13 protein-coding genes are annotated in these 15,194 nt (G+C 59.7%); 2 read left to right on the plus strand and 11 right to left on the minus strand.

Translation table 11 applies throughout. The features are described 5' to 3' along the window. Positions 1 to 67: 67 nt before the first annotated feature. Positions 68 to 697 carry a glutathione S-transferase family protein gene (locus N018_RS01805; RefSeq protein WP_025388701.1) on the plus strand — a complete coding sequence of 210 codons (630 nt, stop codon included), beginning with the start codon at positions 68 to 70 and terminating at the stop codon, positions 695 to 697. 188 nt (positions 698 to 885) lie between these two features. Here the strand turns inward: N018_RS01805 and N018_RS01810 are convergent, their stop codons facing one another. Next, positions 886 to 1,389 (minus strand): ATP-dependent zinc protease family protein, encoded by a 504-nt coding sequence (locus N018_RS01810; RefSeq protein ID WP_025388702.1) that lies wholly within the window; start codon positions 1,387 to 1,389, stop codon positions 886 to 888. Positions 1,390 to 1,582: 193 nt separating this feature from the next. Here N018_RS01810 and N018_RS01815 point away from each other — a divergent pair, with 193 nt between their 5' ends. Further along, on the plus strand, positions 1,583 to 2,476 hold the full coding sequence (locus N018_RS01815) for an acyltransferase (RefSeq protein WP_025388703.1): 894 nt from the start codon (positions 1,583 to 1,585) through the stop codon (positions 2,474 to 2,476). A 39-nt stretch (positions 2,477 to 2,515) separates the two neighbouring features. On the opposite strand, the gene N018_RS01820 is transcribed toward N018_RS01815, so the two are convergent. From N018_RS01820 to argS, 10 genes are all read right to left on the minus strand, one after another. Beyond that, on the minus strand, positions 2,516 to 3,076 hold the full coding sequence (locus tag N018_RS01820; protein WP_024644975.1) for a DUF2780 domain-containing protein: 561 nt from the start codon (positions 3,074 to 3,076) through the stop codon (positions 2,516 to 2,518). Between the two features lie 284 nt (positions 3,077 to 3,360). Further along, positions 3,361 to 4,560 (minus strand): formaldehyde dehydrogenase, glutathione-independent, encoded by a 1,200-nt coding sequence (gene fdhA / locus N018_RS01825; protein ID WP_024644976.1) that lies wholly within the window; start codon positions 4,558 to 4,560, stop codon positions 3,361 to 3,363. Positions 4,561 to 4,643: 83 nt separating this feature from the next. Then, positions 4,644 to 5,501 carry a formyltetrahydrofolate deformylase gene (purU, locus tag N018_RS01830; RefSeq protein WP_024644977.1) on the minus strand — a complete coding sequence of 286 codons (858 nt, stop codon included), beginning with the start codon at positions 5,499 to 5,501 and terminating at the stop codon, positions 4,644 to 4,646. 279 nt (positions 5,502 to 5,780) lie between these two features. Beyond that, positions 5,781 to 6,413: a sarcosine oxidase subunit gamma gene (locus N018_RS01835; RefSeq protein WP_025388704.1), complete on the minus strand. Its 633-nt coding sequence runs from the start codon at positions 6,411 to 6,413 to the stop codon at positions 5,781 to 5,783. 36 nt (positions 6,414 to 6,449) lie between these two features. After that, entirely contained in the window at positions 6,450 to 9,470 is a 3,021-nt protein-coding gene (locus N018_RS01840) for a sarcosine oxidase subunit alpha (RefSeq protein WP_025388705.1), read from the minus strand. After that, on the minus strand, positions 9,467 to 9,763 hold the full coding sequence (locus N018_RS01845; protein ID WP_024644980.1) for a sarcosine oxidase subunit delta: 297 nt from the start codon (positions 9,761 to 9,763) through the stop codon (positions 9,467 to 9,469). Before N018_RS01845 ends, N018_RS01840 begins: the two co-directional genes overlap by 4 nt. A gap of 15 nt (positions 9,764 to 9,778) precedes the next feature. Beyond that, positions 9,779 to 11,029 (minus strand): sarcosine oxidase subunit beta family protein, encoded by a 1,251-nt coding sequence (locus N018_RS01850; protein WP_025388706.1) that lies wholly within the window; start codon positions 11,027 to 11,029, stop codon positions 9,779 to 9,781. Positions 11,030 to 11,046: 17 nt separating this feature from the next. Then, complete coding sequence (glyA, locus tag N018_RS01855; RefSeq protein WP_024644982.1) at positions 11,047 to 12,300, minus strand: serine hydroxymethyltransferase; 1,254 nt, start codon at positions 12,298 to 12,300, stop codon at positions 11,047 to 11,049. 393 nt (positions 12,301 to 12,693) lie between these two features. Then, the gene (locus N018_RS01860; RefSeq protein ID WP_024646254.1) at positions 12,694 to 13,389 is read right to left on the minus strand and encodes an SPOR domain-containing protein; all 696 of its coding nucleotides are present in this window, start codon (positions 13,387 to 13,389) and stop codon (positions 12,694 to 12,696) included. Between the two features lies 1 nt (position 13,390). Then, complete coding sequence (gene argS, locus N018_RS01865; RefSeq protein ID WP_025388707.1) at positions 13,391 to 15,127, minus strand: arginine--tRNA ligase; 1,737 nt, start codon at positions 15,125 to 15,127, stop codon at positions 13,391 to 13,393. Positions 15,128 to 15,194 lie beyond the last annotated feature (67 nt).

Here is a 15,194-nt window from a genome sequence, read left to right on the forward strand (position 1 = left end):
GAAACGTCGATTGCAGACCTGTCACACGCTGACTAGTCTAGGGCCCTGTCTCATTCGAGGAACACCCATGTCTGCGCCCACGATGACGTTGTACTTCAACGCAGCTTCGCCCTTTGCTCGTAAAGTGGTAGTAATGCTTCATGAAACCGCGCAGCTAGACCGCGTGGAGTTGCAGGCCACGGTGCTGACCCCGGTCAGTCCGTCTGCGGAGCTCAATGAGGACAACCCCGCAGGCAAGCTCCCTGCGTTGCGTCTGGCTGATGGCAATGTCATTCATGACAGCCGGGTCATCCTTGATTATCTGGACCATCAGCATGTGGGCCTGCCGCTTATCCCCCGCGAAGGCCCGGCACGCTGGAGACGTCTCACGCTAGCCTCTCTGGCCGATGCAGTGCTCGACGCTGCGGTGCTGATTCGTTACGAAACCGCCTTGCGCCCGCAGGAAAAACACTGGGACCAGTGGCTGGACAATCAGCAGCAGAAGATCGAACGCTCGCTCGGTTATTTCGAAAGCGACGCGATCACTGAACTCAGTTCGTCGTTCGATGTGGCATCGATCAGCGTGGCAGCTGCGCTTGGCTATCTGGATTTTCGCCAGCCGGAGCTGAACTGGCGCAACAGCTACCCACGGCTGGCCAACTGGTATCTGGAAGTCAGCCAGCGCCCGTCGATGCAAGCGACCCAGCCGCCGGTTTGAGTCAATCTGTGTCGCACTGCACACTCAAGCAAGATCGGACGCAGAGCGTCCAGAACAGCATGCGACGCGGAGCGTCGCACGATGGTCTTGCATGCGCTTATCGTTCCGCACGCTCCAGCGTGGGAGATCGGACGCAGAGCGTGCAGACCTGCATTACCCAGCGTTGGGCACTGAGACGATAAAAAAACTCAGCAATCGGGCTCGTCGGCGGTGTAACGACGGGCCGGATTGACCGCAGCATCGAACTCACGCAAAGCCTTGGCGCCAATCAGCAGCGGGAAGTTGAAGTGGCTGCGATCCACCAGGTTGACCTCGACCGTGCGCTTCTTGTTGCCCAGGCACAGCTCCAGGTCAACGACAGGACGCTTGGCAGGGTTGATGCCGTCGTCGTCCTCGTCATCACCTTCTGCACGGCCCTTGATCTTGCTGATCCGCGACACCTTGTGCTCATACACCTTGTTGTCCGCGCCCTTGGTGGCTAGGCGGAACCGTACCCAGTCATCGCCATCACGCTGGAACAGCTCGATGTCCTTGGCCGATAACGAAGCGGTCAGGGCGCCGGTGTCCATTTTGGCCTTGAAGGTCTGGTCCACGTCGAGAACCTTGATATTCTCGTAGCGACCATACAACGTCGGTTCAGCAGCCATGACTGGCAGGGCCAGCAACGACAATAGCGCCAGGATCGGTTTCACGTGAGAGGTTCCTCGCAATGGTCAGCGCCTGATTGGCGTCCGGTTTTAGACAGCGAACCTACAGGAGGTTCGGCAGCAAGCATGTCACGCCAGCATAAATGCCGAGACGTGAAACATTTGTAAGCACCTGTGTAATTGGCGTAAAACGCGAGGGTCTTTATCATTGCCGCCCCTGAACTATCAAGAGTCTGCTATGCGCCGTTTGCTCACCGGCTGTCTCGTTACCCTCCTGCTACTGGTCAACACGCTGGTACTGATCGTGCCCTTGCTGATTGTCGCGCTGCTCAAGCTGCTGTTTCAGGGCCATATGCGCGATCACTGCTCACACGGGGTGATGTGGATAGCCGAGACCTGGGCCGAGATCGACAAAGCCATCTTCGCGACGTTCATTCCCGTGCAATGGGACATTCGCGGTGATGAAGGACTTCGCGCTGATACGTCTTATCTGGTCATCAGCAATCATCAGTCATGGGTCGACATTCCCGCGCTGATTCAGGCGCTCAACCGGCGCACACCCTTTTTCAAGTTTTTCCTGAAAAAGGAGCTGATCTGGGTGCCGCTGTTAGGGCTCGCGTGGTGGGGGCTGGACTACCCGTTCATGAAGCGCTACAGCAAGGCTTTTCTGGCCAAACACCCGGAACTCAAGGGTAAGGACCTGGAAATCACCAAAGCCGCCTGCGAGTTGTTCAAGCGCCAGCCAGTGACCGTTGTGAACTACCTGGAAGGCACGCGCTTCACCCCGGCCAAACATGCGGCGCAGGCATCGCCTTACGCCAACCTGCTCAAACCCAAGGCGGGCGGCGTGGCCTTTGTGCTGGCGGCGATGGGCGAACAGCTCGATGCCATTCTGGATGTCACGGTGGTATATCCCGGCTCAGGCATTCCCGGTTTCTGGGACATGCTGTGCGGTCGGGTCTCCAAAGTGATCGTCGATATCAAGACCCGTGAGCTGGATCCCGCACTGTGGCAGGGCGATTACGAGAACGACCCGGTGTTTCGCGAGAAAGTGCAGGGTTGGGTCAATCAGCTTTGGGTCGAGAAAGATGCGCGTATTGCGGCGTTGCGACTGGAGCTGGCGGGGCACTGACAGTTCTGACAGGCCCTTGCCCCCTTCATCAGGTCAGGTTCAGCTACGCGCTCCCCATAGCCCACTCAAACTCTGCAACGCAGAACCACTGGCACCTTGTTGCCCGAGGTATTGCAGAATCAGCGGAGCAAACTGGCTGACCATCGTGCTGTCCATGCCCAATGCCTTGAAGGCGTTATTTACGTCGCCCATGTTCTGCACGTTGCCCAGTGCGCTGTTGAGCATCGAGCTATTGCCCGATTTGCCCAGCAGACTGCCTAGCCCGTTGGCGCCACCCAGGCTGTCCAGCGCAGACGTCCCGGACATTTGCTCCAGCCCCGGTACGGATTTGGCCAACTGCGAATAATCGGTGCTGGTCAGTTTGTTCTTCGCCAGTCCAAGCAATGCGCCTGTCCCGCCAACCGCCTGTTCAGGGGTGACATTGAGCTGCGTGCCGAGGGTATTGAGCAGACCAGCCACTTCGGGTGCCGCCGTGGCTTTCTGATTGCCATTCGTGGCATTGGAGACGGCATTCGCTGCGTCATTCAGATTGAAGGCAAACGCTGGGCTTGCCGCCAGCGCCATCAACGTTACCAAAGCCATATTGCGTGCAGTTTTCATTGCGTCACCCTTATCAAACCTGAACCACCTATTAGTGGGCGGTAAAGCTGACGATTTGACTGGAGGAACCGAGGCTTGTTCCCGGCGTGCATGACTGGGTGCAGGTTATTTCAGCGCCAGACATTTTTGCCTGGCAGTTCTGCTAGCTGTAAGGCCGGACGGCTGGAAGGTGCAGGATCAAGCTGATGGTCAATTCCAGAGAATGCCCCCATGACTTCCGCCGCCCCGGCTGTTCTTTGCATCTATCGCCAGGATCCTGTGGATCGGCTGCCCGCTTGTTAAACCTACACGCCACTAAACAACCTATGCGGATCAATCACAAACTTCTTCGGCACGCCCGCATCAAACTCGCCATAACCACGCGGAGCATCGTCCAGACTGATCACCTCGACACCGACCACGTCTGCGATCTTGATGCGGTCCCACATGATGGCCTGCATCAATTGGCGGTTGTATTTCATGACCGGGGTCTGGCCGGTGTGGAAACTGTGGGATTTGGCCCAGCCAAGGCCGAGGCGGATGCTCAGGCTGCCCATTTTTGCAGCGGCGTCCACGGCACCCGGGTCTTCGGTGACGTACAGGCCGGGAATGCCGATCTTGCCTGCTACTCGCACCACTCCCATCAATGAGTTGAGCACGGTGGCGGGGGCTTCGGCCTGAGCGCCAGCATGGCCATGACCGCGAGCCTCAAAGCCTACAGCGTCAATGGCGCAATCGACTTCCGGCTCCCCGAGCAGGGCCGCGATCTGTTCATGCAGCGGCGTGTCCTGGGACAGGTCGGCAATCTCGAAGCCTTGGGCCTTGGCGTGGATAAGGCGTGTCGGGTTGACGTCGCCGACTATCACTACCGCCGCACCCAGCAAGCGGGCCGAAGCGGCAGCGGCTAAACCTACCGGGCCAGCGCCTGCCACGTAAACGGTGCTGCCGGGCCCAACGCCTGCGGTTACTGCGCCGTGGTAGCCGGTGGGCAGGATGTCGGACAGGCAGGTCAGGTCGCGAATCTTCTCCATCGCAGCATCGCGGTCCGGCAACTTGAGCAGGTTGAAGTCTGCATAGGGCACCAGCACGTACTCTGCCTGGCCGCCGACCCAGTCACCCATGTCGACATAACCATAAGCGCCACCGGGGCGCGCAGGGTTGACGGTCAGGCAGACGCCGGTGTTTTGCTCCTTGCAACTGCGGCAGCGACCGCACGCCACGTTGAACGGCACAGAAACCAGATCACCGACTTTCAGATGTTCCACGTCACGACCGGCTTCCAGCACCTCGCCGGTGATTTCATGACCTAGTACCAGTCCGGTCTGCGCCGTGGTGCGACCGCGCACCATGTGCTGGTCCGAGCCGCAGATGTTGGTGGAAACCACGCGCAGGATCACGCCGTGTTCAATGCGCTTGCCGCGTGGGTCTTCCATTTTCGGGAAAGGGATTGATTGCACTTCGACCTTGCCAGCGCCGAGATAAACTACACCGCGATTACCAGACATACATGTCGCCTCGCTTTTATTGTTTTGGAGCAGAGAAGAACAGTTGCAAGCGGCAAGAAATACTCATCGCTTGCAGCATGCGCCTATAAAACCACCGTCCTGTTGGCGTTGAGGAACACCCGCCGTTCGATGTGATAGCCCACCGCGCGGGCCAGTGTCAGCCCTTCGATGTCTCGACCCTTGGCAATCAGGTCTTCGGGGTAGTGACTGTGATCGACCACCTCCACGCCTTGGGCAATGATCGGGCCTTCGTCCAGATCGTTGTTGATGTAATGCGCCGTCGCGCCGACCAGTTTCACGCCCTTGTTGTAGGCTTGATGGTACGGTTTGGCACCCTTGAAACCGGGCAGCAACGAGTGATGAATATTGATCGCCTTGCCATCAAGCTTGCGGCACAGGTCCGGTGACAGGACCTGCATATAGCGAGCGAGAATCACCAGTTCTGCGCCGGACTCCTGGATGACCTGCCAGACTTTGGCTTCCTGCGCGGGCTTATCATTGGGGTCCAGTGGGAAATGGTAGTACGGAATTCCGTGCCAGCCAGCCAGTGGCTCAAGATCAGGGTGATTGGACACCACGGCGACGACGTCCATGGACAGTTGATTGATGCGCTGACGATAGAGCAGGTCGTTCAGGCAGTGATCGGCTTTTGAAACCATGATCACTACTTTTGGCCGGTAGTTGGGTGCTGTCAGCTCGAAGATCATGCCGAATGCTGCGCCCCGTTCGCCTAATCCTGCCTTGAATGCCTGCTCGTCGAAAGCCTCGGGCTGACGAAACTCCACGCGAATGAAAAAACGCCCCGACAGTCGATCATCAAAAGAGTGGTGCTCTGTCACGTAGCAGCCCTGCTCGAACAGAAAGCGGGTCACCGCGTCTACCGTGCCCAGCACGCTGGGGCAGTCGGCGGTCAAAATCCATGTGTCGGGCGCGCGGCTCATAGGTTAATGATTCCTGTACGGTGCCCCTGAGCGGGGCACTTGTTGTGGTAAACACGTCTGCTTTTGATTCTGGCCGAAGGCCGTAGAAGCAAAAGGGTTGGCAGGTTCCCCCGAAAATGCATCGTCTGGACTACCGTCTTCGCGAACAAGCGAAGCGTCGCCCGGTTCGCTCCGCCCGGTTCGCTCCTGCAAAAGCTCCGCGCACGATAGTTATCTCAAGACTTGTGTATCACCATGAGCGCGAGAATTGATGTGGTTTAACTGTGTTTCTCGGGCTCTTCACGCCTGAATGCTCAGTCCGTATTCGGCACTCGCATCCTGCAACCACAGCCACCAATAGTCCGAGAAGCTGCGGCGGACCAGTAGCTCCCAGGTCTCTTCGCCGGTTCGGCGGATGACCAGTTGCGATTTGGCGAACACCGTGCCGATCGCTTTGCCCACCGGGAAGTTGTCCGGATGTACGTCGTAGCTGGTGGATTTCATCAACACCTGGCGCACCTTCGGCCCACTCAGCTCCAGAATCGACTGGCCTCCGCTGACATTGACAATGGCGATGTGCAGCCCGGTCAGTTCAGCACGCAATTTCTGCTCCGCCGCAAATTCTTCGCCACTCGGCACGATCAGCAGCCACTCATCCGGGCCGAGCCATTGCAGAGAGCTTTCGCCATTGATGACCAGCATCAGTGCTGCTGGCAGCTCCATGCCCAGCGCTTTGTGTACGCCAGTGGCGAAGGCTGGATCATGGGCATTGCCACGAAGAGTGAGATGGCCGAGCAGCTTCTTCTCGCGCAGGAACACGCCTGGGCTGGCGCGGCCTTTGCCTATCAGGCTGTCGAGACTGGCGTGGAACAGCGGCGACTCGGCTTTGACGTCGGTGGTCGGGCGCTGCTGGTAAACGTTGGCTGTGCTCATGAGTCACCTGCTTTGAATTCTGTTTGGCGCTGATGTTTACTCAACATTCTGCCGCTCGCCCTTCGGATCGAAGAACACCGAAGACACGATCTCGACTTCGATCACGCTGCCATCGGCCAGAGGCGCAAACACCCGCTCACCGATACGGTTCAGGCCGCCTTTGACCACGCCCATGGCGAACGAATAACCCAGCGAGTTGTGCGCGTAACTGGAGGTCACGTGGCCAACCATGTTCATCGGAATCGTCTGCTTGGTGTCGAACACCAGCTGCGCACCTTCCGGCAGCCACTTGTTCGGGTCGACCGGTTTGAGGCCGACCAGTTGCTTGCGCTGTTCCCGCACGCAGTCTTCTCGATTCATGCCGCGCCAGCCGATCCAGGAAAATGGTTTGGTACGGCCGACACACCACCCCATGTTCAGGTCGTCCGGGGTCATCGAGCCATCGGTGTCCTGACCGACGATGATGAAACCCTTCTCTGCGCGCAGCACGTGCATGGTCTCGGTGCCGTAAGGCGTCAGGTTGTACTGTTTGCCTGCCTCGGCGATCCTTTCCAGAACGCCCATGGCGTAGTCGGCCTGAATGTTGACCTCGTAGGACAGCTCGCCGGTAAACGAGATACGGAACACCCGTGCCGGTACACCGGCGACCAGACCTTCTTTCCAGGTCATGAACGGAAAGGCTTCACGGCCCAGATCAATGTCGGTGACTTCGCTTAGCAGCTTTCGGCTGTTGGGGCCGGACAGCGTGAGGGTCGCCCAGTGATCGGTCACAGAGGTGAAGTAAACCTTGAGGTCTGGCCATTCAGTCTGCTGATAGATTTCCAGCCATTGCAGAACCCGTGCAGCGCCGCCTGTGGTGGTGGTCATCAGGAAGTGGTTATCGGCGAGGCAGGCGGTCACGCCGTCATCGAAGACCATGCCGTCTTCCTTGCACATCAGCCCGTAACGCGCCTTGCCCACGTCCAGTTTGGTCCAGGCGTTGGTGTAGATGCGGTTGAGAAATTCGCGCGCGTCCGGGCCCTGAATGTCGATCTTGCCCAGCGTCGAGGCGTCCAGCAGGCCGACGCTGTCACGCACCGCCTTGCATTCGCGAGCAACGGCTGCCGGAAGATCTTCACCGTTCTTCGGGAAGTACCAGGGACGTTTCCACTGACCGACGTCTTCAAACTCGGCACCGTTTTTGACGTGCCAGGCGTGCAGAGCGGTGAAACGCACCGGTTCGAAGATGTGTTTGCAGTGGCGTCCGGCAATCGCACCGAAGGTCACCGGCGTGTAGTTGGGGCGGAACATGGTGGTGCCCATTTCCGGAATCGACACGTTCAACGAGCGGGCGGCGATGGCCAGACCGTTGACGTTGCCCAGCTTGCCCTGATCGGTACCGAAACCCAGCGCGGTGTAACGTTTGACGTGCTCGACCGACTCGAAACCCTCGCGTGTCGCCAGTTCGATGGCGGCGGCGGTGACGTCGTTCTGGAAGTCAACGAACTGCTTGGGAGCTCGTGCGGTACCTTTTTCGTGCGGCACCTGGAACAGCGCCAACGTCGGTTCTTCGGTACGGCTGAGTGCTTTGGGCATGACGCCTTCGACAATCCCGAAGCCCGCTTCGCTGGCCGCGCGCGCGCCGCCTTCAAAACCATCGGCCAAGCTGTCGGCAAGGCTGTAGACGCCGTTCACGCCACCCACGCAAATGCGTTTCTGCGGTGCTTCACCTGGCACGAAACCGAGGATGTCCTCTCGCCAGACCGGCTTGCCACCCAGGTGCGAGGCCAGATGCACAATCGGGCTGTAGCCGCCGGAGCTGGCAACCAGATCGCACTCAAGCCATTCGCCAGGGCTGGTAACGGCGTGCGCCTTGATGTCGATGGCAGCGACTCGCGCAGCGGTCACGTGTTTGCTGCCACGGGCTTCGATAACTGCGCTGCCGGTCAGAATGCGAATGCCTTTGGCACGTGCTTCTTCAACCAGTGGGCCGCGCGGGTTGTGCCGCGCGTCGGCAATCGCAACGACGTGCAGACTGGCATCGAGCCAATCCAGCGCGACGCGGTAGGCATGGTCGTTATTGGTCGACAGCACCAGTTTCTTGCCCGGCGCGACCCCGTAACGACGGACATACGTCGAGACCGCACTGGCCAGCATGTTACCCGGCACGTCATTGTTGCCGTAGACCAGCGGGCGCTCGTGCGTACCGGCGGCCAGCACCACACGTTTGGCGCGCACCCGGTGCATGCGTTGGCGGACCATGCCGATAGGGGCACGATCACCGAGGTGATCGGTCAGCCGCTCATGAATGGTCAGGAAATTGTGATCGTGATAGCCGTTGACCGTTGCGCGTGGCAGCAACGTCACGTTGCGCAGGCTTTTCAGCTCGGCAACTACCGTCGAGACCCACTCGGTGGCCGGTTTGCCATCCAGGCTTTCACGGCTGTCGAGCAGGCTGCCACCGAACTCTTCCTGCTCGTCGGCAACAATCACCCGTGCGCCGCTGCGGCCCGCTGCCAGCGCAGCAGCCAGACCGGCAGGGCCTGCGCCGACGATCAGCACGTCACAGTGCTGGTTCATCGCGTCGTAGCTGTCCGGATCGTTCTCGGTGGGCGAGCGGCCCAGGCCCGCCGCCTTGCGGATGTACTTTTCGTAAGTCATCCAGAACGATTGCGGGTACATGAAGGTTTTGTAGTAGAAACCGGGGGGCATCAGCTTGCCGCCGACCTTGCCGAGGATACCCATCACGTCGGTATTCACGCTGGGCCAACCGTTGGTGCTGGTCGCAACCAGACCTGAATAAAGCGCTTGCTGGGTGGCACGCACGTTGGGGATCTGCGTGGCTTCGGTGGCGCCGATCTGCAACACGGCATTCGGCTCTTCCGAGCCTGCCGCGAAGATGCCGCGTGGCCTGGAGTACTTGAAGCTGCGGCCAATGATATCGACGCCGTTGGCTAGCAGCGCGGACGCTAGCGAGTCGCCTTCGAAGCCTTGATAAGTCTGGCCGTTGAAGGTGAAGTTCAGCACCTTGCTGCGGTTGATGCGGCCGCCGTTGGGCAGGCGATGGGTCTGGCTCATGCCTTGTCTCCCTGATCCGTGAACTGTGGCGTGGTACCAATCGGATAGGTTTCCAGAATCTCGTAAGTCACGGTGTTACGCGTCATGTTGAAGTACTGGCGGCAACCGGCGGCGTGAATCCACAGTTCGTGATGCAGGCCACGCGGGTTGTCACGGAAGAACATGTAATCGCCCCATTGCTCATCGGTGCAGGCACCGGGGTCCAGCGGGCGCGGGATGTGCGCCTGGCCGGACGGATGAAATTCCTCTTCGGAGCGCAGTTCGCCACAGTGAGGACAGAAGATATACAGCATGGTCGGTTTCTCCTGTTAGTGGGCTACGGCTGCAGCGCCGTGTTCGTCAATGAGCGCGCCGTTGTGGAAGCGGTCGATGGAGAACGGCTTGGCCAGTGGGTGCATTTCGCCTTTCGCCAGGCTGGCGGCAAATACGTTGCCCGAACCCGGTGTGGCTTTGAAGCCGCCCGTGCCCCAGCCGCAATTGAAGAACATGTTAGGGACCGGCGTTTTGGAGATGATCGGGCAGGCGTCCGGCGTAGTGTCAACGATGCCGCCCCATTGGCGGTTCATGCGCACGCGGGACAGGACCGGAAACATCTCGACGATGGCCTGAACGGTGTGTTCGATCACCGGGTACGAGCCGCGCTGGCCGTAGCCGACCCAACTGTCGATACCGGCACCGATCACCAGGTCGCCCTTGTCGGACTGGCTGATGTAGCCGTGCACAGCGTTGGACATGATGACGCTGTCGATAATCGGCTTGATCGGCTCGGACACCAGCGCTTGCAGCGGATGTGATTCGATCGGCAGACGAAAGCCTGCCAGTTTGGCCATGTGCCCGGAATTACCGGCCGTGACTACGCCAACCCGTTTGGCGCCGATGAAACCCTTGTTGGTTTCGACGCCGATGCACACGCCGTTTTCCTTGCGAAAACCGATCACTTCGGTTTGCTGAATCAGGTCAACGCCCAACGCATCGGCCGCACGCGCAAAACCCCAGGCCACTGCGTCGTGACGGGCCACGCCGCCACGGCGTTGAACGGTTGCGCCGATGATCGGATAGCGGGTGTTTTTTGAACAATCCAGATACGGGATTTCTTCAGCGACCTGCTTGCCGTTGAGCAATTCGCCGTCTACACCGTTGAGGCGGTTGGCGCTGACGCGGCGTTCCGAGTCACGCATGTCCTGCAAGGTATGGCACAGGTTGTAGACACCGCGCTGGGAGAACATGACGTTGTAGTTCAGGTCCTGGGACAGGCCTTCCCACAGTTTCATTGCGTGCTCATAAAGATGCGCCGACTCGTCCCACAGGTAGTTGGAGCGCACGATGGTGGTGTTGCGAGCCGTGTTGCCACCGCCCAGCCAGCCTTTCTCGACCCCCGCCACATTCGTGATGCCGTGTTCTTTGGCCAGATAATAAGCCGTCGCCAGACCGTGTCCGCCGCCACCGACGATGACTACGTCGTAGACTTTTTTCGGCGTTGGCGTGCGCCACATGCGCTGCCAGTTTTCGTGATGGGTGAGGGAATGCTTGAGAAGGCCGAAGCCTGAGTAATGCTGCATGTAAGGCTACTCCTGACTCAGCGATAAACCGGAAAATCGGCGCACAGGGCTGCAACCTGACTCGCGACATTGGCCTCGACGTCGGCATCACCGAGGTTGTCGAGAATGTCGCAGATCCAGCCTGCCAGCTCGACGCACTGGGTTACCTTGAAACCTCGGGTGGTGACGGCCGGCGTACCGATGCGCAGGCCTGAGGTCACGAAGGGAGACTGCGGATCGTTGGGTACCGAGTTCTTATTGACGGTGATGTGCGCACGGCCCAGCGCGGCGTCGGCATCCTTGCCGGTCAGGCCCTGACTGATCAGGCTGACCAGAAACAGGTGGTTGTCGGTGCCGCCGGAGACCACGTCGAAGCCCCGATCTATAAAGACCTGTGCCATTGCTTGCGCGTTATCAATGACCTGCTGTTGATAAGCCTTGAAGCCGGGCTCCATCGCTTCCTTGAAGCACACGGCCTTGGCGGCTATGACGTGCATCAACGGGCCGCCCTGGCCGCCGGGAAAGACGGCCGAGTTGAATTTCTTTTCCAGTTCTTCGTTGGCCCTGGCCAAAATCAGGCCGCCGCGTGGGCCGCGCAGGGTCTTGTGTGTGGTGGTTGTGACCACATCGGCGTAGGGCAGCGGGTTGGGGTACAAACCGGCAGCGACCAGACCGGCGACATGGGCCATGTCGACGAACAGGTAGGCGCCGACTTTGTCGGCGATTGCGCGGAAACGAGGGAAATCCAGCGTCTTCGAATAGGCAGAGAAACCGGCAATGATCATTTTTGGCTGGCATTCGACGGCGATGCGCTCGACTTCGTCGTAATCGATCAGCCCCGTGGTGGTGTCGATGCCGTACTGCACGGCGTTATAAAGCTTGCCGGAAAAGCTGACCTTGGCACCGTGAGTCAGGTGGCCGCCATGCGCCAGGCTCATGCCCAGCACGGTGTCGCCAGCCTGCAGCAGCGCCAGATAGACCGCAGCGTTGGCCTGGCTGCCGGAGTGCGGCTGGACGTTGGCGTAATCGGCACCGAACAGCTGTTTGGCGCGCTCGATGGCCAGTTGCTCGACCTTGTCGACATGCTCGCAACCACCATAGTAACGCTTGCCGGGATAGCCCTCGGCGTACTTGTTGGTCAGGCCGCTGCCCTGGGCCTGCATCACCCGCTTGCTGGTGTAGTTTTCCGAGGCGATCAGCTCGATATGGTCTTCCTGACGCAGCTCCTCGGCGTTGATCGCCGACATCAGTGCATCGTCATAACCCTGAATCTGGTCTTGCTTGCTGAACATCGCGGATCTCCCGGCGGCGGCGCTGCGCCTGACTTTTTGGTCGGGCTGAACAGAGCCCTCTGAGAGCGATGGTAGGGCCGGACCAAAGACGCCAAATGCCTATGGACGCCACACAAAGGTGCGTTTACGACATGACCTGGCGCGCAGAGATAAATAGATGAAGAGGGGAGGGAAATACACAAACCACGACGCCTTGCGTCGTAGCGGACGCGGAGCGTCCTGAACGGCATACCAACGCGGAGCATTGGTACGATAGTTATAAGGTTCTCGTTCCTCACGCTCCAGCGTAGGAATGCATTTCACGACGCTCTGCGTCGCAAGGGAAGCAGAGCATCCGGAATGGCATGCCAATGCGGGGCATTGGCATGCGCATCGATGTGAATCCAGCTCCCGCTAGCGGCTCTGGCGTTGTTGCAGCAACAAGTTGCTGAAGCCGCCGCCTGCCAGTTGCTTCTGGGCAGTGGTCAGCTGTTCGCGGTTGCTGAACGGGCCGACCAGGACGCGATACCAGGTTTCATCCTTCACGGTGCCGGATTCGACGGTCGATGTCTGACCCAGGAGGATGATCTGTGCGCGGACCTTCTCGGCGTCGGCCTGTTTGCGGAACGAGCCCGCTTGCAGATAGAACGTCGTGACCGCCGCTGGCTTGGTCGTGGCAACAGACGGAGCCGGTGGCGGTGTCAGACCGCTAAGCGCTGCCTGAGCGCGCGCCGTGTCGATCTTGGCGGCCTGCTCGGGCGAAACCGGGGCCGTCGGCGCGACAGGCGGCGGAGTCTTTTCCGGGACCGCTTCGTTCGGCACGATGACTTCCGATTCCGGCAGCAGCGTGTAGAAGTCGTACTTGGGCTTGACCGGCGCGGTCGGGCTTGGTGGTGTCTTGTTCGCCTCGGCTATTTTCGCCGCCTTGGCGTCCGCCTTGACCCGCTTGACGTCTTCGCCACCCGGTTCGAGCTTCATCAGAAAGACCACGAATGCGCCTACGCTCAGACCAATTGCCAGCCACAACCACCCTGGAATCGGTTTCTTCGCGGGTGCCTGATAACGGCTGGCGCCCCGCTTGGGTGCCGGTTTCTTCTTCGCAACTGCCAACTTACATACGCTCCAGAGTTTCCAGACCCAACAGGTCGAGGCCTTGCTTGAGGGTGCGGCCGGTCAGGGCAGCCAGACGCAGACGGCTCTGTTGCTGATCGGGATTTTCCGCACCAAGAATCGGGCAGTTTTCATAAAAGCTGGAAAACAGGCCCGCAAGGTCATACAGGTAAGCACAAAGTACGTGCGGTGTGCCTTTTTCTGCGACGTTATTCAATGTTTCAGTGAACTGCGCCAGACGCGCAGCCAGTTCCTGCTCCTGCGGTGCTGCAAGGACGATGTGGCCCTTGCTGGCGTCGAAAGGCGTCCCCAGCTTGCGGAACACACCGGCTACACGGGTGTAGGCGTACAACAGATAAGGCGCGGTATTGCCTTCGAAGCTCAGCATCTGATCGAAGTTGAAACTGTAATCGCTGGCGCGGTGCTTGCACAGGTCGGCGTATTTCACCGCACTGATCCCCACGGCCTTGGCAATGCTGCGCAACTCGGCCTCGGCGACGTCCGGGTTCTTCTCCTTGACCAGCGTATAGGCACGTTCTTCGGCCTCATTGAGCAGGTCGATGAGCTTGACCGTACCGCCGTCACGCGTTTTGAACGGGCGGCCATCTGCGCCGTTCATGGTGCCGAAGCCCATGTGTTCCAGTTGCATGCCATCGTGGACAAATCCCGCACGGCGCGCCACTTCGAATACTTGCTGGAAATGCAGGGCCTGACGCTGGTCGACGAAATACAGCACACGGTCGGCCTTGAGCACTTTGCTGCGATAGCGGATGGCGGCGAGGTCGGTGGTGGCGTACAGATAACCACCACCGGCCTTCTGCACGATGACCGGCAGTGGCGTGTCATCGGCGGTGCGGAATTCTTCGAGGAACACGCACTGTGCGCCGTTGCTCTCGACCAGCAGGCCGGTCGCTTTCAGATCATTGACCACGTTGGCCAGATCATCGTTGTAGGCGCTTTCGCCCATGACATCGGCCGGGGTCAGTTTGACGTTCAGGCGCTCGTAGGTTTCCTGGCAGTGGGACAGCGAGATATCCTTGAAACGCGTCCACAGCGTCAGGCATTCAGCGTCACCAGCCTGCAACTTGACCACCAGCCCGCGCGCGCGCTCGGCGAACTCTTCGGACTCGTCAAAGCGCTGCTTGGCGGCGCGATAGAAATCTTCCAGGTCAGACAGCTCGTCGCTGGTTGCCGGTTTTTCCTGCAGGTAGGCCAGCAGCATGCCGAACTGGGTGCCCCAGTCGCCGACGTGATTCTGGCGAATGACCGTGTCGCCGAGGAACTCCAGAACGTTTGCCACGCCGTCGCCAATGATGGTCGAGCGCAGGTGGCCGACGTGCATTTCCTTGGCCAGATTAGGGGCCGACAGATCGACTACCACGCGCTGTGTGGCGCCTGCCTTGCGAACCGCCAATTGCGGATCGGCCAACGCGGCGTCAAGGCGCGAAGCCAGCGCGGCGGTGTTCTGGAAGAAGTTCAGAAAGCCCGGACCGGCAATTTCGACCTTGCTCACCTGATCGTCGGCAGGTAGCGCAGCGATCAGCTTTTCAGCCAGATCACGCGGTTTCATCCCGGCAGGCTTGGCGAGCATCATCGCAATGTTGCTGGCGAAGTCGCCGTGCGTTTTGTCACGGGCATTTTCCACCTGAATCGCCGGCGTCAGCCCTTCTGGCAAGACGCCCTCGGTGACGAGACGGGTCAGGGCTTGTTGAATCAGCTGGCGAATGGTGTCTTTCATGATGCTCTCTTCGACCGCAAGCGCGGTGGCGCCTGGATGCGCGGGTGGAAAAACTCCGCATTATCCG

Origin of the sequence: Pseudomonas syringae CC1557, assembly GCF_000452705.1 — a bacterium.
Taxonomy (GTDB): domain Bacteria; phylum Pseudomonadota; class Gammaproteobacteria; order Pseudomonadales; family Pseudomonadaceae; genus Aquipseudomonas; species Aquipseudomonas syringae_F.